A 23,097-nucleotide genomic window follows, 5' to 3' on the forward strand; every position below is an offset into this window, starting at 1 on the left:
ACCTCAGTCAGGGCGGCTCATGGGGAAGGACCTCCACATCGTCGCGGCTCTGGCTGATCGGCGGAGTCGCGCTGCTGATGCTCTTCTACGGCTGCGAGTCGCCTCGGAGCCGATCATGGATCCGAAGCTGCTGCATACACCGCGCATTCGTCCTGGCGCTGTTGATGCGGCAGTTCAACCGGCCGGCAGCCGGCGGGCTGAGACCCTGAGCGGCCCCGGGCGTTGTGTCAACACAAATCTCGAGCCCGGACCGCTCACCGCCGATGGGCAAACCCGAACACTGTCGTCCACGCGCCGCGAACGGCGCCGACCACGAGGTTGACTATGACCACCGTGCCTTCCGAAGCATCGCCGCGGTTGTGTTTGAAGTCGCCGATCACCACGCGGGCCTCGGGCAGGCTGGTCCAGTGGTTGCGGTTGAGGCATTCCTTGCGTAGCCGGGAGTTGAACGATTCGATGTAACCGTTATTTCAGGGTGTGCCGGGCGGGATGTAGGTCGACCCGACCCGGTTGCCGCAGAACTGTTGCAGGGCTCGAGAAACCATCTCCGGTCCGTTGTCCATGCGCAACACTTTCGGTGGCCCGCCGAGGGGGTGAACACTTTCTCGAGTTCGACGATCAGCCGCGCAGCGATGATCGAACGTTCAGCCAGGTGCAGCAGCGACTCACGCGTGTGCTCATCGACCATCGACACGATCTTGATCGCCTTGCCATCGACAGTGGAGTCGAACTGGAAATCCAACGCCCACAACACCTTCGGTGCGTCCGCTACCGCAGACGGTACCGACGAGACACCGGCGCGCGACCAGCCCTGACACATACTCACCCGCCCGCCCCGCGGCTCAGCGCGGGTGACCTGTCCCCGATCCTGGACATCAACGAATCCAGCTCGGCCACAGTATGATCCAACACCACTCGACAGGTCTGCCAGGAACGAACCACACGAGTGCAGTTGCAGTACTAACCTAACCGATGGCCGCGGCGATCAGCTCGTCCGAGCGCTGGCGCAGCGCTGCGCGGACGGTGGGATCGTAGGCCTGGTCGTCGGCACGGGATTCGGCTTTGCCGTTGAAGTATGTGCCGGTGGGAACTTCGTCGTCGACCAGGTGCATCACGGCGTCGCCGCCCTCTTCGACGGTGCTCAGCGGTGATCCGCCGAACTCGGCCACCATCGACGTGTCCATGTAGGTGGCCGGATGCACGGCCGTGACCGTAACGCGGGACGAGCGCAGTTCCTCGGCCAAATCGAAGGTGAACATGATCTCGGCGAGCTTGGCACGCCGATAGGCCGCACCCCCGTCGTAGTCATGTTCGAAATTGAGGTCGGCGAGGTCGAGTGCCTGCTGCCCGATCGAGGCGACATTGACCACTCGCGACGGCGCCGAGGCAATGAGCAACGGCCGCAGCTGCCGAGTGAGGCGATACACCGCCAGGTAATTGACCGCGAAGCGCAATTCGACGCCGTCGACGCTGACCTGTCGCGGTGCACCCGGTGCGCCGAATCCTACGCCGGCGTTGTTGATCAGTACGTCGAGGCGGTCGGTCCGCCGCCGAACCTGCTCGGCCAACTGGTCCACTTCTCGTAGCGAGGCCAGATCCGCGAGCAGGACCTCCGGTTCCCGCCCACCGACCGCCAGGATCTCCTCGCGTACCTGCTCCGCCCGTTCCTTGTCGCGTCCGTGCACGAGGATCCGCGCTCCGGACCGCGCCAAACGTGTGGCCAGATGCCGCCCGAGACCATCGGTAGAACCGGTGATCAGAACGGTTTGGTCAGTCATGTCGACTCCTTACTCGGCAGTGGTGTCCGCCAGCGGCGCATGCGCGGTGGAAGTTCCGGCCGTTCCAGGCGCTGCTTGTCTTCGATCCGGCCGCGTTGGGGGCGGTCTGGACGATCACCGCGTTCCGTTCGGACGATCGAACCGAAATGTAACGAACTAGATAGTTCGGAATCGAACGTACTCGTAGCTACGGATTTGTCAAACGTCTGGATGCGGCTCGACTCCGGGCATATCGACGGGCGAGGTGCGGGTCCAGCGGCCGTTTCGGTCACCGGGCCCGCATCGTCGGTACGCCCGCTGATGTCGTGGTCGATATCTCAGGTCATCCCGATCCGGATGTTTTTGATCTGTAGGAATTCGTACAGGCCATCGAGGCCGCCGGTGCGGCCATAGCCGCTCTGCTTGTAGCCGCCGTAAGGTCCCTGTGGCGAGATGTCGCTGATCTGGTTGATCCAGATCGAACCCGCCTCCAGTTGCCGCGCCACCCTGTGTGCCCGGGTGAGGTTGGTGGTCTGGATGAAGGCGTTCAACCCGTACGGCGAATCGTTGGCGATCCGGATCGCTTCCGCCTCGTCGGCGAACTTGATCACCGATACGACCGGGCCGAAGGTCTCGACTTGTGCCAGCGCCGACGAGTTGTCGACGTTGCCGAACACCGTGGGCTGGATGTAGTAGCCCTCGGCCAGATCGCCGCCGATGCGTTTGCCGCCCGTGATCAGCTCTCCGGATTTGTCGGTAACCGCTTGGTCGATGACACCGAGGATTCGTTCGGCGTCGCCCGCACTGATCACGGGTCCGAACGTGACGGTCGGATCGAACGGATCGCCGATCTTCGCAGCCTCGACAACTGCGACGAACTTCTCGAGGAACGCATCATAAACGGACTCGTGCACGAGGATGCGGCTGGCGCAAGCGCAGCTCTGCCCCGACTGCACGATCGGACCCTGGTACGCCGCCAGCTGTGCCGCCGCATCAATGTTCGCGTCCTCGAAGACAAGGTTGGCCGACTTGCCGCCCAATTCGGCCACCACTGGCGTCAGATTAACCGCCGCACTCGCCAGGATCTTGCGCGCGGTGTCGCCGCCACCGGTGAAATGGATCTTGCGAATGCCGGGGTGCCGCACGAGCGCGTCACCGCCCTCGGCCCGGGCGGGCACCACGTTGACCAGCCCCGTCGGAAGCCCGACCTCCGCACACAGCTCTCCGAAACGCAGTGCGGCGAACGGCGCCAGCACCGACGGCTTCAGCACGACGGCATTGCCCGCGGCCAACGCCGGCGCTACACACGACGCGGCCACGACCATGGCGCCGTTCCACGGCGCGATTACACCGACCACACCGTAGGGTTCGCGCTCGATCAAGTTGAGGTCGAGGGAGCCGGCCACCGGCGTGCTGAGGCCGTGCGGTTTGTCGACATATCCGGCGAAATGGCGCAGGAAACGCTCGAGCAGCACGGTATTGATGGCCAGCGATACCGGTACCGCGTAATCCTGCACGTTGAGCCGCGAGAAGTCGGCCATGCCCTGCCCGACCGCGTCCGCCAGATCGATGAGCAGATCTCGGCGGCGGTCGGCGGTGAACGACATCCATTCCCGGTGCGCCTCCCACCCGGAATCGACTGCCTGGTCCATCTCCGCGGGGCCTGCCAGATGAAGCGTCGCGTTGGGCCGCCCGGTAGCAGGGTAGATGTGCTCCTGGCTGCCTCCGGACGTCCGTTCGAGCCGGTCACCGCCGATGACCAATCCACCCCGCAGTGGAGGTTCGGGCGGTTGCAGAGTTTCCGTTGTCGTAGACATGAGTGCTCCTACGGTGTCTTTCCGTCTGCGGCGTGCCATTCCTCCAGCACCCGCGGCTTCTGCTCGGCGATCACTTGATTGAGCTGGGACGCCTTCGGCCAACCGGAATAGGCGGCGAAATGCAATGCGAATTCGTCCATTTCAGCGAAGGACAGATCCTTGCTCTTCAGCGCGGCATAGACGTGTGACATGATCGGGTACGGCGCGTCCTGGAATGCCACACAAGCGACAGTGATCAGGCGCCGCTCCTTCATCCCCAGCCCCGGCCGTAGCCACATCTCGCCGAAGACGAAGTTGAGAATTCCCGCGCCCTGGTACGGGTTGTTGCGGTCGGGAAAGTAGGGCAGGCAGTTGACGTCCATGAATGACTGTTCACCGCGGGCCAGCCGGGCCTGTGGGTCGCTGGGAGTGACCAGCGGCAGCAGCGGTTCCTGCGGCGGAACCTCCTGTCCGCGTTCGCGATTGATGCGTTCCCACTGCTGGTCGACGATCATGTTGAACCGGGAGGCCTTGGGCCAGCCGGCGTAGACCGCGAAATGTAGGACCGCCTCGCGTATTTCGGTGATGGTGATGTCACCGCTGTTCAGCGCCGCGTAGACGTGGTCGAGGATCGGCTGCTCGGCGTCGGCGTCGGCGACGCAGGACAGCGTGATGAATCGCCGTTCCCGCCGGGTCAGGCCGGGACGGGTCCAAATCTCGGCGAACACGAAGTCGACCAGGCCATTGGCGATGGTCGGGCTCGAATCGTCCGGGGCAGGGAACGTCATCACCTCGGCGAACTCGCGCTTGCCGCGTTCCGAGCGGGCCAGGTCCGCGGTACCCACCGTGTTTGTTGTCATGAATTGTGTGCCTTCTGTGTCGGTGCTCCGGGCGCGCGGTGATCGGGTCTCGCGTGCGGGAGCGGAGTGCTACTTGAGGGTGACGCCGGCGTCGACCTTGAACTCCATGCCGGTGACGTAGCGCGCCTCGTCGGAGACCAGGTACAGCACGGCATTACTGATGTCGAGGGCCTCGACCATCGGGACCGGCAGTGCGTTGCCGAACAGCGGCGCCAGATCCGGCCGCGCTTCGGTGAGCAGCTTGAACAGTGACTCCGGGATCATTCCGGTGGGGACTCCGGTCGGATGTACCGTATTGACGCGAACACTCTGTGCCGCAAGTTCATTGGCGAGTGCCTTGCTCATTCCCACAACGCCGAGCTTCGAGGCGGTGTAGGGGATGTGCAGCGGAGTGCCCTTGAGAGCGGCCGCCGAGCTGATGTTGACGATGCTGCCGCCGCGCTCGATGAGATGCGGAAGCGCCGCGGCGCAGGTGTTCCACGTACCGATGAGGTTGACATCCACCACGGTCCGCCACTGCTCGGGTGTCGTCGTATCCCATGTGCCCGCGGTCAGTACACCGGCATTGGCCACGACGGCGTCGAGGCCGCCCAGCTGTGCCACGCCGTCGGCGACGGCAGCCGCCAGTGCCGCAGCGTCCCGGATGTCTACCGTTTTGGTGATCGCGCGACGGTTGTGCTTATCGACCAGGCGAGCCGTCTCCGCCAGATCCGCTGGCGTGGACAGTGGGTACTCGATCTCCGGCAGCGGTCCGCAGACATCTATCAGGATCAGGTCGGCGCCCTCTTCTGCCAGCCGGACCGCATGGCTGCGACCCATACCGCGGGCCGCGCCGGTGATGAGCACCCGCTTGCCGGCTACGCGTCCGATAGGTTGCGTGTTTTCGGTCATCTCGGCCCTGCTCACAACTTGTTGCAGAAGCCGGCGTCGACGGGCAGTGCCACACCGGTGATGTACTTGGCCTCATCGGAGGCCAGGAAGGCGATCGTCGCGCTGATGTCCTCCGGTTCGAGCATCGCGACCGGCATGGGGTTCATCAGGTGCGGCCCCCCGGATTCGGGATGGTTCTGCACCCACTCCATCATCGCCGGATTGATGGCCATCATGGTGTTCACCGCGGTCGGATGCACGGTGTTGACCCGAATACTGTGCGGTGCAAGAACATTCGCCAGTACGCGCATGATGCCGACGAGGCCGGACTTGGCGGCGGCGTAGCCGAGGCCACCGCCCTCCATGCCGCCGAGGCCGACCAGACCGGCGGTGGAACTGGTCAAGGTGATGACGCCCCCACGCTGACCGGCGATCAGGTGCGGGATCGCTGCGCGGGTCACATGGAAAACACCCGAGAGATTGACTCCGATCACGGCGTTCCACATTTCGAGTTCGGTCTCGATCGGAACCTCGTCGAACGATGTCGGGGCGATCCCGGCGTTGGCGCAAACGATGTCGAGGCGGCCCAATTCGGCGACACCGGAGTCCAAGGCGGCACGTATCTGATGAAAGTCGCGGACGTCGGCGACCGAGCCGAGCATGCGACGGCCCTTGGCCTCCACGAGTGCGACGGTCTCGTCGAGCTCCTCACGCGTGGCCAGCGGGTACGGGTTGGCGGGGATGTCGGAACAGATGTCCACACCGATGATGTCGGCACCTTCGGTAGCCAATCGCACAGCGTGGCTTCGGCCCTGTCCACGCGCTACACCGGTGATGAAGGCGACTTTGCCATCTAACGAACCCATTTGATCCTCACTTCATGCCGAGCGGATCCGTGCCGCCCCGGCCGAGTCGGGCGAGAACACGGTTATCATATTGCGCAAAAGTGTGCGCTGTACTGCGGTAATCTGATTACCAGAATTGGAGAGTAGCACGCTCGCTGGCGTGCGGGAAGGAATCGGATTTGATCGCGAGGGTGGGTGTGGAGTCGGGAGAGGCGCCGGAGCAGGCGAGCGACCGGATCCGGCGGGCGGTCGTGGAACTGCTCGAGACCGAGGGCTACGAAGCATTGCTGTTGCGCGAGGTCGCACGGTGTGCCCGGGTATCGCTGACCAAGATCTACAAGCTATATGGCACCCGGGATGAGCTGATCCTGGCGGCGCTGGACTGGTGGATGGCGGAGAACCGGTACGCCGGGCTGGACGCGCAGGTCTCCGGTGCCGACGAGAGCCTGTACGCCGGTCTGATGCGGGTGTTGCGCAGCATTTTCGAGCCGTGGGAGCGCCACCCCGCCCTGCTTGTCGCCTATTTCCGGGCCCGATCTACGCCCGGTGGCGAGAAGTTGATCCGACGCGGGTTCGACGCCGTCGTTCCCGCCGCCATGGCGGTGCTGGCCGACGTCGACGCCGATTTCGTGCGAGATCTCGAGACGATCCTTTCGAGCCTGGTCTACGGCCTCCTGGGACGCTTCGCGTGCGGCGAGATCGAAGTATCCGCGATCGTGCCCGCCGTCGACCGCACGGTGTACTGGCTGACCTCCGGGTACGAGGCTGCGCACGAGGGCGAAGCGCTGGGGTCCTGACCGGAGCCGGCCGTGCCTCGTCGAGCCGCGGTGACGCGGAAATCTGGCCGCCGGGAGGCTGACCTGTGGTAATACTGTTACCAAAATATGAGATTGTCATTCTCGTCGAGGGTGCACGCGAACTACGCTGCTTCATGCGGAACCAACCGGACCCACCGCCGACGCTCGTCGAGGAAGACCGAACGAACGAGGCAGGCATGAAATCGGTTCCGTTGCCCCACACCGTCGTCGACTCGCCCACCACTTCCTCCTATCGGGTGGTCCAATGGGCTACCGGCGATGTCGGAACACGGGCACTGCGGGGGGTGATCGAGCATCCGAACCTAGCCCTGGCCGGTGTCTACGCCTACTCGGCTGACAAGGTCGGGCGCGACGCGGGGGACTTGTGTGGGCTGGGCGCCACCGGTGTCACGGCTACCGGCAGTCTCGATCAGATCCTCGCCCTCCGCGCCGATTGTGTGCTCTACATGCCGCTGCGCTGTGATATCGATACCGTGTGCCGGTTGCTGGAATCGGGGGCCAATATCGTCACCACCTGCGGCGAATTCCACCGCCCTGCGAGTATGGACCCGGCCGTCCGCGCACGCGTCGAGTCCGCCTGCCGGGCCGGGAACACCTCGATACACAGCACCGGAAGCAGTCCCGGCTTCATCACCGAAGCGGTACCGCTTGTGCTGTCCTCGATTCAGCGAGAGTTGCGCGGCCTCACGATCGAGGAATACGCCGATATGTCGCAACGGGATTCACCGGCGATCCCGTTCGAGATCATGGGCTTCGGCCGCCCGCCCGCGCAGTTCGACACTCGGCGGGCAGATAATCTGCGGCACGCCTTCGGCCCGTCGCTGCAGCTGGTCGCCGACGCCATCGGCAGGCCGCTGGATACCGTCGACGCCACCGCCGAGGTCGCGCTCGCTCGCCGCAGGACAGAGATCGTTGCGGGCACGCTGGAGGCGGGAACTGTTGCGGCGCAACGAATCACGATCTCCGGACATCATAAGGGGACTGTGCTGCTGCAGTTTCGCGCCAATTGGTACTGCACCACCGACATCGACGCCGCCTGGGATCTTCGCCCGACCGGGTGGCGCGTGCGGGTCGACGGTGACGCGCCGTTGGACATCGATATGCGCTTTCCGTTCCCGCTGACGCAGATGAACGAGATCTCACCGGCCTATACCGCCAATCGGCCGGTCAACGCGATTCCGTTCGTCTGCGCAGCCCCACCCGGCATCCGCACCGCGGTCGATCTGCCTACTATTACAGCGTCGCTGGCATGATCGGACCGTAGGAGTACCGCCATGTCCGGCACGCTCAGTGTGCAGCTCTACAGCGTCCGCGATGCGCTCGCGGCCGATCGTCCCGGAACCCTTGCCCGGCTGGCGCAAATCGGTTACCGGTACGTCGAGCCGTTTGCGCTCGGCTTCTGGAATACGCCGACCGAGCAACTGCTTGCCAACGCCCGCGTCTTGCGGGCGGACCTCGACGCTGCCGAGCTCGCCGTGAGCACCGTGCACGCAGCCATTCCCGCGGGCAGCCAGGATGCCGTTGCCGAAGTGTGTCGCATCCTGGAGACGGACACCGTCATCGTGGCGATTCCGCTGCTTGTCGAGGGATTTGGCGGTGAGGTGTTCGGGAACCGGGAGGCGCTCGCGAGGTTCGCAGGGCGCATGAACGGGGTCGCGCATCAGCTCGCTGATCGTGGTATCCGGCTCGGCTATCACAACCATCAATTCGAATGGGCCGAATTGAGTGGCGGTGAACTCGGTTTCGACGTGTTGTGGGAATTGCTCGACCCGATCGTCGTGGCCGAGTTCGACGTCTATTGGGCGGTGTCGGCCGGGCAGGACCCCGTCGAGATTCTGGCCCGGCTGGGTGCGCGAGTGGCAGCCCTGCATCTGAAGGACGGCCCAGGTGGGCTGGACGACCCGATGCAGCCCAAGCCTCAGGTCCCGATCGGTGCCGGCGTCGTCGATGTGTTCGCCGCGGCAAGTGCGGCCCCCGACGGCTGTTGGCACATCACCGAGATCGACATCACGGAGGCCGATCCGTTCGAGCTTCTCGCCACCAACCGCCGTATCCTGATCGATGCTGGTCGCACCATTCCGTGATCACGAATGAAGTTGCCAGGCGTCGGTTTTCGGCTTCCGCGGTGGGTTCACCGGCGCCAGTCAACGGCAGAGACGGCTGTCGTCCCCGCGATAGCCGATCAGCCGGGCCGACGGCCAGCGGCCGTCGCGGATCTCGCATCGCACCAGCCGCGCAAGTAGCCGGGCCACATCTTCCGCCGCCGGGTTGGAACGAGCGGTTCGGGCGATGGCCAGGACGATCCGGCGCTGCAGTTGCGGACCGTGCAGCGGCGCAGCGCTGATCGAGTGCGCCACAAGCTCTTCCGCGAAAGCGATGGGTGGCAGGACTGCCCACCCCCGCCCTCCGGCAACCAACTGCTTCTGTATCCGCAGCGAAGCGGTGACCACAACCTGGAAACGCACGTCCATGCTGTCGAGCAAATCGCGCAACGCGCTGCCGAGGGGCGGCAGCACCATCGGGTGTTCGGCGACGTCGCGCAGCGCAACCGGCGCGTCGGCACGCAATAGCGCATCCGCCGGGGCGATTGCCCACAACTGCTCGGTCGCCAACGGTGTCGGTGACAGTCCTGTGCTGCCCGGGCGCTCCGCGGTGAGGCAGACGTCCAGCTCGCCTGCGTCCATCCTGCGCTGTAGGTGACCGGAATCGCTGACGACCACACGCAGGTCCAGCCCGGGATAGTCGTGAAGAACGGTCGTGGCTAGTGGTAGGCCGATCGTCTCGGCCATGCTCTCCAGCAGTCCCACGGTGACCGTGCCGGTGGCGGCTGGCATCGGCGTTATTTCCGCCCGTGCGCGACCGAGTTCGAGCAGGGCGGATCGGCTGCGCTCGGCCATCACCCGTCCGGCGATGGTCAGCGTCATGCCGTGGCGGTTCCGCTCGAACAGCGTGACGCCGAGTTCCTGCTCCAAGGCCTGGATCTGCCGGGTGACCGAGGACTGGGTCGAATGCAACGAGTCGGCCGCCTTGGTCACGCTGCCCAGCTCGGCGACCGTCACGAAGGCGGTCAGCTGCTTGATGTCCATGACAATCGGCGAGCCCTCTGGTTCGATTCCGAAGTTTGTTCGGGTTCGCCCAGGATGCTAGACGTCTGCCCAAACTACGGGGTTCGGCTATGGATAGCACCGGGTGAGGTATCTAGTCAATAGCCGGATAGAGCTGGTGAGATGTGGCGTGGTCGCGAAGGGGCCGGTGCAGACCCAGGCGTTCGACAATTTGTTCAGTCGCCCTACATGTGGTGTGGCGGGCTGGTGTGGATGCTGAACCTGCATCGAGATATGTGATGTGTACATTCCATGTAAATGTGATTCTCCTTTTTGGATAATGATGATCCGTAGTTCTGGAGGGGAACACAGCAGTCCGCGCTGGATGCGGACGAAGGGAGAAAGCAAGCCCATGGCAACACCGTCTGTGGATGTCGCTCGTCCTGACGAGGTCGGCACCGGACGACTCGAAGGCGCCTCGCGCATGCGGGTGATCCTGATAATTCTGGCGATCGTCTTGGCCACCGAGGTCGGGACGTACTACTTCACCTTCGTCTCGATGGCCACGCCCTACATTGGTGCCGACTTCCCGCAACAAAGCGCGGGTCAGCTGACCTGGATGTCGACGCTGTATGCGATTGTGGGCGGAGTGTTGGTCCCGGTGGCCGGCAAACTGTCCGATCGCCTCGGCAAGAAGAAGATCATCCTGGCCTGCCTGGGAACATCTCTGATCGGAAGTGTCTTGGTCGCGGTCACCTCGACGTGGCCACTGATGTTGCTGGGCCGCGGTTTGCAGGCGGTGGCGTTCCCGGCGATATTCGTCTCCTACGGCTTGATTCGCGATCTGATGCCGCGTCGGCACATCAATATGGCCATCGCCCTCGCCGGTGGCGGTACCGGGGTCGGCGCCGTGCTCGGCCCGGTGGCCGGTGGATTGTTGACCGATCACTTCAGCTGGCGGTCGCTGTTCTGGTTCTGCGTCGGCTGGACCGTGCTGACGATCATCCCGCTGGCGATCCTCGTGCCCGAGACGAAGCTGCGGGTGAAAAGCCGCATCGACTGGGTCGGCGCGGTCCTGCTGGGCGCGGGAATCGGCGGCGTGCTGATCTACCTCAGCCAAGGAGTCGTCTGGGGATGGGCCAGCCTCTCGACGCTCGCCTGGCTGATCGGTGGTGTTGTCCTACTGATTGTCTTCTACGGCTGGGAACTGGTCACGCCCGAACCGATCATGGACCCGAAATTGCTGCGCACGCCGCGGTTCGTCACCATCATGGCGGCGGCATTCCTATCGGTGGGCATCATGCAGGGCCTCGGCTATCTGATGAGCTACCTTGCCGAGACGCCCGGCGGCGCCGCCGGTGAGGCGATCAAGCGGCAGGTCGTCGAGGGTGCGGCCCAGCAGGCGGCGGCGCAGGCGTCGCAGCAGACGCAAATGAACATCTCCCCGTCGATGATGATGCAGTACTTCTCGGTCGAGGGAGAGCTGCCGGGTCTCAACCTGACGCTGCTGCAGTTCACAGTGCGCGCCCTGTTGGCGATGACCGTGGTGTACGTGATCGTGTCACCGCTGTGCGGCTGGTTGTCCACCCGCTTCGGGCTACGGCGCCCCTACATCATCTCGCCGGTCATGTTCATTCTTGCGTCGGTGCTGTTCGCGCTGTATCACGAGAATGCGTTGCAGCTGGCCCTGATTGCGATGATCGCCGGCATCGGCGCGGGCGCCTTCCTTGGCACGCTGCCGAACATGGTGGTGGAATCGGTGCCGCAGGAACAGCAGGGTATCAGCGCCGGAATGTACGGGGCGTTCAACAGTTTCGGTACCGCCGCGGCCGCCGCGGCCACGGCGGCGATCTTCTCGGCACATCCGCTCATCCTGCATATCAACGCGCCGGGGCACGTCGAAGACCGCAAGCTCGACACCGGGCCGATGGCGCAGTTGCCGAGCGAGTCGGCCTACATCGACGCCTTCTATATGTTCGCCATCGCGGCCGCGGTGGCGCTGGTGCTCGCCGTAGTGGCCATGCGCCAGTTCGACAAGCCGGCGACCGGCGGGTTCGAGGTCTGATCGCCGAGAATGCGGCGCCCACCCGGGCGCCGCATGTCGGCTCTGCTCGCCTCGTGTAGTTGGGCCCGAGGCGGTTTCGCGCGCCGGTCATACGGCGCAGAATGCGAGGTTGACTATGTCCGAAGCGTCGCTCCAAGAGCCCGCCGAACCCGTTGTCCGCACCAGTGGTGGCGCGGTACGAGGCCGAATCGAGCACGGGATAGCCGTCTTCCGTGGGATTCCGTTCGCGCAGCCACCAGTGGGCGATGCCCGGTTTGCGCCGCCGCGCCCGGCCACCCCTTGGCCGGGCGTCCGCGACGCATTCGAGTTCGGTCCGCCGCCACCGCAGGAAGCGGGAATCGCCGGGCTGACAGGTATGTCGGAGATCCCGGAGGGCGACGACTGGCTGACGGTGAATGTCTGGACGCCGCAACCGGATTCGGCTGAACGCCGGCCGGTTATCGTGTGGATCTACGGCGGGGCATACAAGCTCGGTTTTTCCGGTAGCCCCGGTTACGACGCATACCGGATTGCCCGCGAGGCAGACGTCGTCGTCGTAACGTTCAACTACCGGGTCGGCGTGGAGGGGTTCGCCCGGATATCCGGAACCCCGGCGAATCGTGGCCTGCTCGACCAGGTCGCCGCTCTGTGGTGGGTGCAGGAGAACATCGCCGCATTCGGTGGCGACGCCGATCGGGTCACCGTGTGCGGTGAGTCCGCCGGCGCTGGATCGGTGGCGGCGTTGTTGGCGATGCCCAGTGCCGCAGGGCTTTTCCGGCGGGCCGTCCTGCAGAGCATGCCCGGCAAGTACTTCTCCGACGAATTGGCCGCCGACATCGCCGAGGTGATCGCGAAGGCCGTGGGCCGCCGCCCGACGGTGGCGGACCTGGCCGGCGTTGACCCGCGGCGACTGCCGGATGCCGGTGCGGCCGTGGGCGGCGTAATGCGTGAGTATGCCGAAACCTGGGGCTCGGCCGCGTACCTGCTCGCGCCCTTCGCTCCCGTAGTGGACGGTGAGGTCCTGCCGACGACGCCTTGGCAGGCGATCGCGGACGGTGCCGGTCGGGAAATCGACCTCATCATCGGACACAACCGGCACGAATGCCAGCTCTTTCTGGTGCTGACCGGAGAACTAGAAGCGATCGATGACGAGCGCGCCGAATTCGACCTACGGCTCTACGGCCCGGGGCCCGGCAGCGAGCGGGCCTATCGTGCGGCATTCCCGGACGCCACCGCTGCGCAGTTGTGCGAACTGGTGCAGTCCGACAACCAATACCGCATGCCCGCACTACATCTCGCGGATGCCCAGGCCGGCGCCGGTGGACGTGTTCACATGTATGAACTCACATGGGCGGCGCCCAACAGGCGCGGGGCTTTCGGCGCATGCCACGCACTCGACGAAACGCTGCTGTTCGGTACGTACGAAACGCATCTCGGGCCACTGCTGCTGGGTCCCGAGCCCCCAGCCGAGGCGCTGGAGCTGTCGGCCCGGATGCGCGCCACCTGGGGTCGCTTCGCCGCGACGGGCGATCCGGGCTGGCCCGCTTACGAGCCGGGCCGGCGGCTGGTTCAGCTCCTCGATGCGAAGCCGACCGTTGCCCCGTATCCGGAGGAGGCCTCCCGGCGGCTCTGGCAGCAATACACCTTCGGTGCCATGCCCCTGCTGCAGCCGTCGCGGCAGCGACGCGTATAGCGATAGTGCCGAGCGAGACTCGGCGAAGGACGTGCAGTCCGCTATTGGCGGCGCGTCCAGGGCCGGTCCCAGGCGCGGTCGAGGAGCTCGTCTTTCGGATGCACCTCCGCGACCGCGCCCCACTCCATGGCCTCCCGGGCGGTCAGCTTCTCACCGGTCAGCAGGAGGTATCGGCCACGGTTGTGTGTGGCACTACATGAGCAGTACGTCATCGTCGCTCAGCTCGAAGCGGTAGGAGGCGTAGCGGTCTTTGTACTCGGCGACGTTCGACCACGGCGGCTCCTTCGATTCTCTACGCGCTGGGTGTGAAGGTGATGTGCAGTTCGCGGAGTCCACGCAGCAGGAAGGTGGGTTCGTATTTGTAGGTGCGCTCGCCGGTTGGACCGTGTGCGGTGTCATCGATGGTGATGTCGTGGGCGCGGTCGAGGAGACGGTTCAGGGTGACCTGGCCTTCGACTCGGGCCAATGGTGCGCCGGCGCAAGTGTGGATACCGCGGCCGAAGGCGATGTGTTCGCGGGCGTTGCGGCGGTCGATGTGGAATTGATCCGGATTCTCGAATTTGCGGGGGTCGCGGTTGGCGGCACCCAGGCACAGCATCACCACGGTGCCCGCGGGGATGTCGACGCCGCCGAGTGTGGTGGTCTTTTTCACGAGCCGGAAGTCGACTTTCGTCGGGCTTTCCATGCGCAGCGATTCCTCGATGAAGCCACCGATCAGGCTGCGATCCTCACGAACCCGCTGTTGCAAGTCGGGCCGTTCGCCCAGCACCCGAACGGCGGAGCTGAGCAGTTTGGTGACGGTTTCCTGCCCGGCGGCGAACAGGAAAGTGGCGGGGCGGACGAGTTCGATGACCGAGGGGTTGGTCCCGTCGGGGTAGGTGGTTGATGCCAACACGCTGAGGATGTCCCCGCGCGGAGTGCGCTGCCGGTCGGTGATGTAGGCGCTGAACTGGTCGTCCAGCCACTGCAGCGGGTTGGTGCCCACCGGTTCGCCGTCGAGCGCACCCACTCGGCTTCCTGGAGTCTTGTGCCCGGCCAGCGTGGCGCGGAATTCGTCGCGGTCGTCGTCGGGGACGCCGAGCAGGTCGGCGATGACGAGGGTGGCGAAGGGTTTGGCGTACTCGGCCAGGAATTCGCACCGCCCGTTCGCGAGGAACTCGTCGAGCTGGCGATCCACCAGCTGCCACATGTAGTCCTCGTTCTCTTTCAGCCGTTTGGGGGTGATCAGTCGGCTCAGCAGCGCCCGGGTCCGCGTGTGGTTCGGCGGATCCATCGTCACCATGAACTCGTTGATCGGGAACTGGTGTCGGTGTTCTTCGATTTGGGCGCTGATGTCGTCGCCTTCGGGTTCGAAGGGCAACGGCGGGAAGGGGCCGCCGATGGAGACGGCGGCGGAGTAGGTATCCGTGTCGCGGAAGACCTCGATGACTTCCTGGTATCCGGTGACGGCGATGACGCCGTAGCGGGGTTCGCGAAACACCGGGTTCTGACTACGCAGGTATTCCAGGTAGGGGTAGGGGTTCTGGGTGACGGCGGGGTCGGAGAAGTAGTCGACTGCGGCCAGATCGGTCATTTTCTCGCCGGCCTTTCGTGGCGGGTGGAGCGCTCGATCAGTCGACAGAAGACTGAGCGATCGATCAAACTGTTAGGATGATGCATGCTTACCACGGCTCGAAGTGAACGGTCAAGGGACGTGAATGTCCTTGAAATGCCTTGTCTTGGTGTTCTTCTCGAGAGGTTTCACTGATGCCCAACAAGCGTGCGGCCAGCGGCAAGGATGCGGGAGCACGTAGCCGACTCATGGAGGCGACCGCTCAAATTATGCGCGAAGAGGGGTACGCCGCGGCGACATCGCGCAGGGTGGCGGCCAAGGCCGGGGTGAAGCCCGCATTGTTGTACTACTACTTCCCCACGATGGACGACCTGTTTCTCGACGTGCTGCGTGCGGGCGCCGAGCGCGAGCTGGCTCGGGTGCGTCGAGTGCTTACCGACGAGGATCCGTTGCGGGCTTTGTGGTCGATCAACGCCGACTCCCGATTCATTCAGCTGAATACCGAATTCATGGCATTGGCCAACCATCGCAAGGTGATCGGCGCCGAGCTCAAGGCGTATGCGGAACGGGTGCGTGACATCGAGACCGCCGCCGTCACCCTGGTCCTGCGCGCGTACGGCATGGACCTGGATGAGTTTCCACCGGTGGTGATGTCGATGCTGCTTACCGGGGCGGCGCGCATTCTCGGTAACGAAAGTGCGGTGGGGGTCGAGCAGGGCCATGCCGAATTGCGTGCGTTCGTCGAACGCTACCTGCGACGTTTCGGCACACCGTTGCCGCCGCGTGAGTCGGCTGTGGCCCTTGCGCCACCAATGCGAGAAGCGGTCGGTGACGAGTAGCTGATTGCGGGAACATCAACCGGTTCCATGTCAGCGGCATCGCCGTCGGTGCCGACCGGCGGGATGGCGGACATGCTGGCCGCCCGGATCGTGATCCCCAGTTCGATCCGGTGCGAGCGGTGCCGACTGGTTGGCTCAGGCGCCAGGCCTGTCGTCCCGGGGCGTGATCACCAGTTTCATGAAAACCTCCAGCAGACCGAGGGTTTCGCGAGATGGGTCGAGCAGGGATTGGATGCGCAGGCCATCGATCATCGCCAGCACCAGGGTGACCTTCTCGTCGGCCGAAAGGTACTCGCTGTCGTGGGCGGTGGGCAGCGGGCTGTTGGCCAGGTGTGCGCGCAGCCGCTCACGGCGACCTGTGAAGAACTCGTGCGCCGGATGCGCGGGGTCGGTCGCCGCGACAGCGAGTGACATCCAGTTGCGCTGGTAATCGGGGTCGTCGAACTCGGCGCGGAGGACTTCGCCCAGCACGCTCTCCCCGGCCGTACCGGCCTCGAGGATCTGTGCCGCCAGTTTTTCCTCGTCCTCGTCCCGCTGGTTCAAAGCGGCGACGAGAAGCTCGTCCTTGCCGGAGAAGTGCCGCAGCAGCGCCGCATGCGTCACCTGCGCCCGCGCGGCGATGTCGCGCAGGGAGGCGCGCTCGTAGCCGTGCTGGGCGAAGCTCTCCAGTGCGGCGCGAACGATCTGCGCGCGCCGCGCCGGGGTGGCCGCGTTCGGGCCGCGGCGGCGCCGCCCCGGCCGAGTCTGTTCGGCGGGATTATCGGCCTGCGCGGGAGGGGTCACGAGCGTCCTTCGTCAGTTCTCGGGGGCAGAGTCTCTCGATCGCCGTAGTCTAGTATTGCAAAAAGTTACCACCATGGTTACTTTTACTGCGAAGGTGTCGACTCGGTGCAGCTACAGGAGGCCATGTATGTCCATCGCGGACGTATCGAGCAAATCTCTCGCCGACCTCGTCTCGTTGCGGGGCCGGCGGGCGGTCGTGACCGGAGGTGCTCGTGGGCTGGGCAAGGCGATCGCGCTGCGCTTGGCTGAGGCCGGCGCCGACGTCCTGATCGGCGACATCGACGAAGAGCTGGCCGTAGCCACCGCCGAGCAGCTGGCACGAGCGCACGGCGTGCACGTGATCGGCGCTGCCATGGACGTGACCGACGCGGCCTCCGTGGCGGCGGCGGCCGACCGTGCGGTCGCGGAGCTGGGCGGCCTGGAGATCTGGGTGAACAACGCCGGCGTCTTCCCGAGCATCCCGCTGCTCGAGATGGGCGAGCAGGATTGGGAGAAGGTATTCGCCGTGAACGCGCGCGGCGTCTTCCTCGGCGCACGCGAGGCAGCGCGGCGCATATCCGATGCGGGTACTGGCGGCGTCATCGTGAACATCGTCTCGACCGCCGGATTCCGTGGTAGCGCACCGGGTTTGGCCGCCTATGTAAGCTCCAAGCACGCTGCGCGCGGCCTCACCCGCGAGCTGGCACTCGAACTCGCGTCGCTGGGCATCCGAGTGCTCGGAGTCGCGCCGAGTTTCGTCCCCACGGAGGGCAATATGAAGATGGCCGCGGCCACCGCTCCGGTTGCCGACAGCGTTACCCCGCCCACCCCCTTGATGCTCAACGGACCGATCGGACGTATCGGCGTTCCCGACGACATCGCCCGAGTCGTGCTGTTCTGCGCATCCGACCTCTCGGCCTTCATGACGGGCAGCACGCTACTCGCCGACGGCGGAAGCACCATCTGACCGCGAGCCTCGTGGATCGGTGGGGTGGTCGAGTCGGGGGAGGACGCATGCGCTGACCCCAGAGATCGACCTGCGGAGACGGTAGCCATGAGCCGCTGCTGCGGCTGGGCGGCTATTGAACCAGCTCGGTGAGTGCATCCTGTAGGTAGGTGGCGATGTTCCAGACGTCCGGGATGGTGTCGGTGCTGGCGAGGATGCCGAAGTCGAGGTGGCCGTTGTAGGACATGACGGTGATGTTGAGTGGGCCGGACAGGTCGGTGAGTACGGAGATGGGGTAGCTTCCGGCCACCCGAATTCCTGCGGCGTACAACGGTATCTGCGGGCCGGGCACGTTGGAAATGACCATGTTGGCCAGGGGTAGTGCGGGGGCGGCGACGCGCAGGAGTAGGCGGGTGGCCAGGCCGTGCAGGATCTGGGGGAGGGCCGCTGTGGCGTAATGCAGCAGGGCCGGTGGGGTGGCGTGGAAGTGGTCCTTGGCGGCCAGCATGGCGGCGTGGGTGAGTTTCATGCGGTGTTGTGGGTCGGGTTCGCCGATCGGTAGTTCGCACAGCATGATGGAGAACTGGTTGCCCGCGGTGCCGAGTTGCTCTTGGGTGCGCACTGATACCGGGATCGCGGCCATGGCCGGGTCGTCGGCCAGTGTGTCGTGGTCGTGTAGCCAGCGGCGAAATGCGGTGGTGCACAAAGTCATTACCACGTCGTTGACGGTGCCGCCGAAGCTGTTCTTGACCTGTTTGACAGTGTCGAGTGAGAGCGAGACGAAGGCGAAGGACCGGTCGGTGCCGTTGGGGCGGTTGCTCGGCAGCGTGGGATTGGCTTTGCGCATGTCGGCGAGTGCGTTCGGCAGCATCGGTCCCAGGCGCATGGGCAGGCGCATCCGATCGGTTTGGCGGGTCATCGTGTGTGCGATGCCGCGGCCGAGTATTTCGGCGGGATTGGGCGTTCGTCCCAAACGGAGCCCGTCGGGCGGTGGCGGTGGCGGCTGGGAGTCGGGCACGATATCGAAGAGCGCGGCCATGACCTCGGCCCCCGACACGCCATCGATCAGGGCGTGATGGACCTTGGTGTAGATGGCTTGGCGGCCGTCGGTCAATCCCGAGATCAGGTGGCATTCCCATAGTGGTCGATTTCGGTCGAGCGGCTGCGCGTGCAGACGTGCGGCGAGATCGGCCAGCGCCATATCGGTCGAGCCTTCGGGGAGGCGCGCATCGCGCACGTGATATCCGAGGTCGATGGTGTCACTGTCTTCCCAATAGGGGAGGTCCAGCCCGAGCGGGACGGTGCGCAGTCGCCACCTCAGGGGTGCGACCAGGTGTAGTCGGCTCGCGATCAACCGCCGCAGTACGGTGACGTCCAGTGCGCGACCTGTGGTGGGTGGTTCCAGCAGTGTGACCGACCCGACGTGGAGCAGCATGGTGGGTGATTCGGCATCGAGCAGTAGGACGTCGAGCGAACTGAGTTGCCGGGATGGCCCGTTCTCACCCGATAGCGGAATTCTTTGCGACGGTATCGCTGGTTCAGCGGATGTGCAGGAGGCGATTTGGCCTGGTGTCATGATGCGGACGTCGAGGTGGCGGGCGGGTTTCAGGTCGGCATGGGGCATGGGGTCTCCGCGTTGTCGCTGGGTTTCAGGACAGACTGCCGATTCAGCTCAACCGGCGGTGATGGTGCCGCGCCACATTGATGGTCTGTCGATATCTGTGGGCGATGAGAACCGTTCGAGCCGCTCCGCTCTTGCGGTGACGCCGACCTCCGTGTCGAAGACGTGTCATTGAGCCTAGTGGTCGGCGGGGTGCAGTCGGCCGCGATCGTGTGCTCTTTACGTTAATTCTGTGCAAACGTGCGAGCCCTCCCCATTACTCGCGAGCGCGCCGGCACTGCGTCAGCTTCGGCGAACCAGCGCAATGCCGAACCCGTAGCTGTATCAACGGATTCGGCGCGCAGCGTCTGCGGTACGGCGGCGTCGATCTCCGTTGATGATCTATCGGCCTACGGTGCCCACACCTTGACCGCATAGCCGCCGGGGACGTTTCCGCGCCGCCGCTGTCGGCTCGGATCGGTGGTGGGTCGGTGGGCGGCGTGTGGTTCGGTCAAGATCAGAGTCTTCTCGTCTTTCGTCCGCTTTCAGATCATCGTCCGATAAGGTGCACGTGAGCTCGAACTTGCTGGTCAAACGAATTCCGTGAACTACTCATGGAGGTCATGGTCTTGACTCGTCGGTTTCTTCGCTTTCCTCGCCGCGGGCGCAGCGGTTCAGTACAGGTCCTGACTGCGCTCGGTAGCGTGGCATTCGGGCTACTGCTGGCGGCAACGGCAACCGCCCAACCGGTGTACCCGGAGCCCGATCCGGACCCCTTCTACGCCGCACCGGCGGATCTGGCGGCGCACCGGCCCGGTGATGTGCTCGACGTGCGGACGCTGCCGCCGGTGCTCCTCTTCCCCGGCGCCACCGTCACGCTGGTGAAATTCCGGTCGACCAACTCGCAGGGCGCGCCGATCGCGGCGACCACCACGATCCTTACCCCCATCGGCCATCAGCCCGACGGGCCGCTGCTGTCGTTTCAGCACTTCATCAATGCCCTCGGCACCGCCTGCTCGGTATCGCACCAGCTGTACAGCGGCGATCCGAATCTGGTTACCACGGCGTCGATTTTGAACACGGCGCTGGCGCAGGGCTGGAGTGTCGCGCTGCCGGATCATCTCGGCCCGAACTTCGCTTTCGGGGCTGCGCGTTTGGGCGGCAAGATCGTATTGGACGGTGTCAGGGCGGTGAAACGCCTGCCCGAACTCGCCGTGCAGCACAGCCGGGTGGTGCTGGCCGGTTACTCCGGCGGCGGCATGGCCACCGGATGGGCGGCGGCGCTGCAGCCGTCGTACGCGCCGGAACTGGAGCTTGCGGGCGCGGCCATCGGCGGCGCCCCGATGAACATGGAGGTAATGGCGGAGGCGGTGGGCATGGAGACGCATCCGGCCTTCGGGCTTGCCATGGCGGCGGCGATCGGTCTGGAGCGGGAATACCCGCAGCGGATACCGGTCAGCGCGTATCTCAATAAGCGCGGCCTGGCGGTCCGGGACGCCATGGCCAACAGCTGCACCAACCAGATCCTCGTCACCGGTGTCGGCGGCAGCGCCGGCGAATTCCTCGCCAGCAGCCCTACCGCTGCCCTCCCTGAAGCTCGGGCGGTACTGAGGGAGAACAGCCTGGAATTCTACAATGGTGTGCCGGAAATACCGGTGTTCGAATGGCATTCGCCGACCGACCCCCTGATTCCGATCGACGCGATCGACCATGTCGACAGCCGCTGGTGTGCGGCCGGGGTGCCGATGCAGACGCTGCAAGTGCCCGCGTTCGAGCATCTGTCGGCCGCATTGATCGGCGCACCAGAAGTAATGACCTGGCTGAACGCCCGGATGCTCGGCGAGCCCGCACCCGCCAGCTGCTGAGAGATCGGCACTCGCCCACCGACGGTCGCGTTGCGGCGGCGTAGTTGCTACGGCATCGGGCCGCAGTGCTCGACCGGGCTGGGGCCTCGAGTTCGAGACGTACGTAACGGGCTGAGATCGGACCGGTAAGAGTTCCCGTCGCCGGATCCACGATGACAACGATCGCCGTGTGGTTATCTGAGCAGATCGTGAAAGTGGTTGTGGCCGGGCTGGTTCGGTCCAGTGCGGAACGATTCGATTGGGTTGACAAGGAGACCCCTTCCAAGTGCTCGGAAGGGGTCTCCTCGTGTTCGGGTGACAAGTGGGTGAGACGATGCCGTGGCAGGATGGTCTTTTCGGCGGGTCGAGGATGAAGGTGTGCCGCCGCTCGGTGCGGGTACGACCGAAGTGGCGATGGCGGACCGCATCCGGGTTGTGCGAGTGGGTGAGTGATCATGAAGACGAGATCGCCGGAGACGGTGAAATGCCGGGGATGCCGGTGCTGGTGGCCATTGAGTGCGCACAACGTGTGCCATTGTTCCCAATGCCATCAGACGTTCACAGGCGACAAGGCTGCGACTTCGCACTTGGTGGTGGATTATCGCCACAAACCGCACGTCATCTGCCGAACACCGCAGAGCGTCGGCCTTGTCGACGCCGGCCGTGATTACCCCTGCTGGGGCTTGCCGCAGCAATAGAGTCCATCCCGCGTCGTCAATGCTCCAGCCGATGTGGAGTTCGGGTCACATCATGCAGAACTCATTCTCTGGTGGACGGGCCAGCCGGTTCTAGGGCCCGACGTATAACTCCTCGTTTGGGAGCCGCGGCAGGCCACGCCCGTCGCCCGGGATTACCGAAACGGCGTCGACATAGTGGTGGGTCTTGTGGTCCTCGATGAACTGCTCGGCGGCGCTGGCCCGTGCGATGAAGTCCAGGATCACTCCGCGCAGGTTTACCCGGAGGTGCACGTCCGGCTCATGGGATGCTCTGGCGCTCGCTGCGTCACCCGGGGGTGGGTGGGCGTCGGTGAGCATGGTCGACCGTGGTGCGGGGTGCCAGATCATCGGTTCACGCAAATTCCGAACAGCTAGGTCCTCGGTGAGGCGGTATTCCAATACTCGTTCAGGACCGTCGCCCGAACCTTCCCACCGATGGTGAACGCGATCCGGCCCCGACCATCGCGACTTCGGCGCTCGCCATCCCTTCGAGCGATACGGAGCTTCCGCGGAGTCGTCAGCACTCGTAGTCGGCTGTGCAGTCGGCCCTTGCCGCCGATCGTGTGGCAATGTTGCGGATACGACCGTACGCCGTCATGTTCGAACCCGAACGCCAGGCGACGGTGGATTTGCCCGTTGGACCAGGACAGCGACGCGTTCTGGGCGAGAGAGTTGTCTCGGTCCGAATCCGATAGCGCGGCAAGATATTTGGCGGCCGAAGGTGGCAGGTAGGCGCGAACCAGGTCGGTCGCCCATCTGATCGGAGGATTATGGCGCTATCCGATCTCCTCACCAGAATCGTCGCGTGGTTGCGTGCCGGATATCCGCACGGCGTGCCGGCTCCGGACTATGTGCCGCTGCTGGCTCTATTGTCGCGGAGGCTGCCCGAAGCGGAGGTGCGGCAGGTGGCGGATGAGCTCATTCAGCAAGGTGCCATACCAGCTGACCGGGTCGATATCGGCGTGCTCATCACCAAACTGACCAATGAGATGCCGCTCGAATCCGATATCGCGCGCGTCCGAGCGCAGTTGCTGGCCGCGGGTTGGCCGATCGATGACGCATGGTCCGATCCGGACGGGGAAGTAAGCTAACCGACCCCGCACGGACCGGC

Annotated in this window: 21 protein-coding genes; 9 read left to right on the plus strand and 12 right to left on the minus strand. The window is 64.9% G+C overall.

Going from position 1 to position 23,097, the window contains the following annotated elements:
- Positions 1-254: 254 nt before the first annotated feature.
- The 6 genes from ACIBJI_RS14150 to ACIBJI_RS14175 form a co-directional block, all read right to left on the minus strand.
- Positions 255-458 (minus strand): integrase core domain-containing protein, encoded by a 204-nt coding sequence (locus ACIBJI_RS14150; RefSeq protein ID WP_397084737.1) that lies wholly within the window; start codon positions 456-458, stop codon positions 255-257.
- A gap of 507 nt (positions 459-965) precedes the next feature.
- Positions 966-1,778: an SDR family NAD(P)-dependent oxidoreductase gene (locus tag ACIBJI_RS14155; protein ID WP_397084422.1), complete on the minus strand. Its 813-nt coding sequence runs from the start codon at positions 1,776-1,778 to the stop codon at positions 966-968.
- A 317-nt stretch (positions 1,779-2,095) separates the two neighbouring features.
- Positions 2,096-3,574 (minus strand): aldehyde dehydrogenase family protein, encoded by a 1,479-nt coding sequence (locus ACIBJI_RS14160; RefSeq protein WP_397084423.1) that lies wholly within the window; start codon positions 3,572-3,574, stop codon positions 2,096-2,098.
- Between the two features lie 8 nt (positions 3,575-3,582).
- A complete protein-coding gene (locus ACIBJI_RS14165) occupies positions 3,583-4,413 on the minus strand; it encodes a carboxymuconolactone decarboxylase family protein (RefSeq protein ID WP_364349808.1) in 831 nt (276 codons plus the stop codon).
- Positions 4,414-4,482: 69 nt separating this feature from the next.
- The gene (locus ACIBJI_RS14170) at positions 4,483-5,304 is read right to left on the minus strand and encodes a mycofactocin-coupled SDR family oxidoreductase (RefSeq protein WP_364349811.1); all 822 of its coding nucleotides are present in this window, start codon (positions 5,302-5,304) and stop codon (positions 4,483-4,485) included.
- An 11-nt stretch (positions 5,305-5,315) separates the two neighbouring features.
- The gene (locus tag ACIBJI_RS14175) at positions 5,316-6,149 is read right to left on the minus strand and encodes a mycofactocin-coupled SDR family oxidoreductase (RefSeq protein WP_364349814.1); all 834 of its coding nucleotides are present in this window, start codon (positions 6,147-6,149) and stop codon (positions 5,316-5,318) included.
- 158 nt (positions 6,150-6,307) lie between these two features.
- Here ACIBJI_RS14175 and ACIBJI_RS14180 point away from each other — a divergent pair, with 158 nt between their 5' ends.
- The 3 genes from ACIBJI_RS14180 to ACIBJI_RS14190 all read left to right on the plus strand — a co-directional run bounded on the left by ACIBJI_RS14180 (position 6,308) and on the right by ACIBJI_RS14190 (position 9,030).
- Positions 6,308-6,925, plus strand: coding sequence for a TetR/AcrR family transcriptional regulator (locus tag ACIBJI_RS14180; RefSeq protein WP_364349817.1), 618 nt, complete (start codon positions 6,308-6,310; stop codon positions 6,923-6,925).
- Between the two features lie 197 nt (positions 6,926-7,122).
- Positions 7,123-8,199 carry a dihydrodipicolinate reductase gene (locus ACIBJI_RS14185; RefSeq protein WP_364349820.1) on the plus strand — a complete coding sequence of 359 codons (1,077 nt, stop codon included), beginning with the start codon at positions 7,123-7,125 and terminating at the stop codon, positions 8,197-8,199.
- A 21-nt stretch (positions 8,200-8,220) separates the two neighbouring features.
- On the plus strand, positions 8,221-9,030 hold the full coding sequence (locus ACIBJI_RS14190; protein ID WP_364349823.1) for a sugar phosphate isomerase/epimerase: 810 nt from the start codon (positions 8,221-8,223) through the stop codon (positions 9,028-9,030).
- 60 nt (positions 9,031-9,090) lie between these two features.
- Here ACIBJI_RS14190 and ACIBJI_RS14195 read toward each other — a convergent pair whose 3' ends face one another.
- Positions 9,091-10,032 (minus strand): LysR family transcriptional regulator, encoded by a 942-nt coding sequence (locus ACIBJI_RS14195; RefSeq protein ID WP_364349826.1) that lies wholly within the window; start codon positions 10,030-10,032, stop codon positions 9,091-9,093.
- A 370-nt stretch (positions 10,033-10,402) separates the two neighbouring features.
- Here ACIBJI_RS14195 and ACIBJI_RS14200 point away from each other — a divergent pair, with 370 nt between their 5' ends.
- Complete coding sequence (locus ACIBJI_RS14200) at positions 10,403-12,055, plus strand: MFS transporter (RefSeq protein WP_364349829.1); 1,653 nt, start codon at positions 10,403-10,405, stop codon at positions 12,053-12,055.
- Between the two features lie 115 nt (positions 12,056-12,170).
- Positions 12,171-13,727 (plus strand): carboxylesterase family protein, encoded by a 1,557-nt coding sequence (locus tag ACIBJI_RS14205; protein ID WP_364349832.1) that lies wholly within the window; start codon positions 12,171-12,173, stop codon positions 13,725-13,727.
- Positions 13,728-13,768: 41 nt separating this feature from the next.
- Here the strand turns inward: ACIBJI_RS14205 and ACIBJI_RS14210 are convergent, their stop codons facing one another.
- Entirely contained in the window at positions 13,769-13,939 is a 171-nt protein-coding gene (locus ACIBJI_RS14210; RefSeq protein ID WP_364349835.1) for a hypothetical protein, read from the minus strand.
- Positions 13,940-14,019: 80 nt separating this feature from the next.
- Positions 14,020-15,300 (minus strand): cytochrome P450, encoded by a 1,281-nt coding sequence (locus ACIBJI_RS14215; protein ID WP_364349838.1) that lies wholly within the window; start codon positions 15,298-15,300, stop codon positions 14,020-14,022.
- Between the two features lie 173 nt (positions 15,301-15,473).
- Here ACIBJI_RS14215 and ACIBJI_RS14220 point away from each other — a divergent pair, with 173 nt between their 5' ends.
- The gene (locus ACIBJI_RS14220) at positions 15,474-16,118 is read left to right on the plus strand and encodes a helix-turn-helix domain-containing protein (protein ID WP_364349841.1); all 645 of its coding nucleotides are present in this window, start codon (positions 15,474-15,476) and stop codon (positions 16,116-16,118) included.
- A gap of 135 nt (positions 16,119-16,253) precedes the next feature.
- Here the strand turns inward: ACIBJI_RS14220 and ACIBJI_RS14225 are convergent, their stop codons facing one another.
- Positions 16,254-16,901, minus strand: a complete 648-nt coding sequence (locus tag ACIBJI_RS14225) for a TetR/AcrR family transcriptional regulator (RefSeq protein ID WP_364349844.1) — start codon at positions 16,899-16,901, stop codon at positions 16,254-16,256.
- 127 nt (positions 16,902-17,028) lie between these two features.
- Between ACIBJI_RS14225 and ACIBJI_RS14230 the strand changes: the two genes are divergently transcribed.
- Entirely contained in the window at positions 17,029-17,847 is an 819-nt protein-coding gene (locus ACIBJI_RS14230) for an SDR family oxidoreductase (RefSeq protein ID WP_364349847.1), read from the plus strand.
- A gap of 112 nt (positions 17,848-17,959) precedes the next feature.
- Here the strand turns inward: ACIBJI_RS14230 and ACIBJI_RS14235 are convergent, their stop codons facing one another.
- On the minus strand, positions 17,960-19,450 hold the full coding sequence (locus tag ACIBJI_RS14235) for a wax ester/triacylglycerol synthase family O-acyltransferase (protein ID WP_364349850.1): 1,491 nt from the start codon (positions 19,448-19,450) through the stop codon (positions 17,960-17,962).
- Between the two features lie 680 nt (positions 19,451-20,130).
- Between ACIBJI_RS14235 and ACIBJI_RS14240 the strand changes: the two genes are divergently transcribed.
- The gene (locus tag ACIBJI_RS14240; protein WP_364349853.1) at positions 20,131-21,291 is read left to right on the plus strand and encodes a lipase family protein; all 1,161 of its coding nucleotides are present in this window, start codon (positions 20,131-20,133) and stop codon (positions 21,289-21,291) included.
- A gap of 767 nt (positions 21,292-22,058) precedes the next feature.
- Here ACIBJI_RS14240 and ACIBJI_RS14245 read toward each other — a convergent pair.
- The gene (locus tag ACIBJI_RS14245; protein WP_364349856.1) at positions 22,059-22,334 is read right to left on the minus strand and encodes a hypothetical protein; all 276 of its coding nucleotides are present in this window, start codon (positions 22,332-22,334) and stop codon (positions 22,059-22,061) included.
- Between the two features lie 422 nt (positions 22,335-22,756).
- Here ACIBJI_RS14245 and ACIBJI_RS14250 point away from each other — a divergent pair, with 422 nt between their 5' ends.
- Positions 22,757-23,077, plus strand: coding sequence for a DUF3349 domain-containing protein (locus tag ACIBJI_RS14250; protein WP_364349859.1), 321 nt, complete (start codon positions 22,757-22,759; stop codon positions 23,075-23,077).
- Positions 23,078-23,097 lie beyond the last annotated feature (20 nt).

It is taken from the genome of Nocardia sp. NPDC050408 (assembly GCF_044458905.1).
In the GTDB taxonomy this organism is placed as follows: Bacteria; Actinomycetota; Actinomycetes; order Mycobacteriales; family Mycobacteriaceae; genus Nocardia.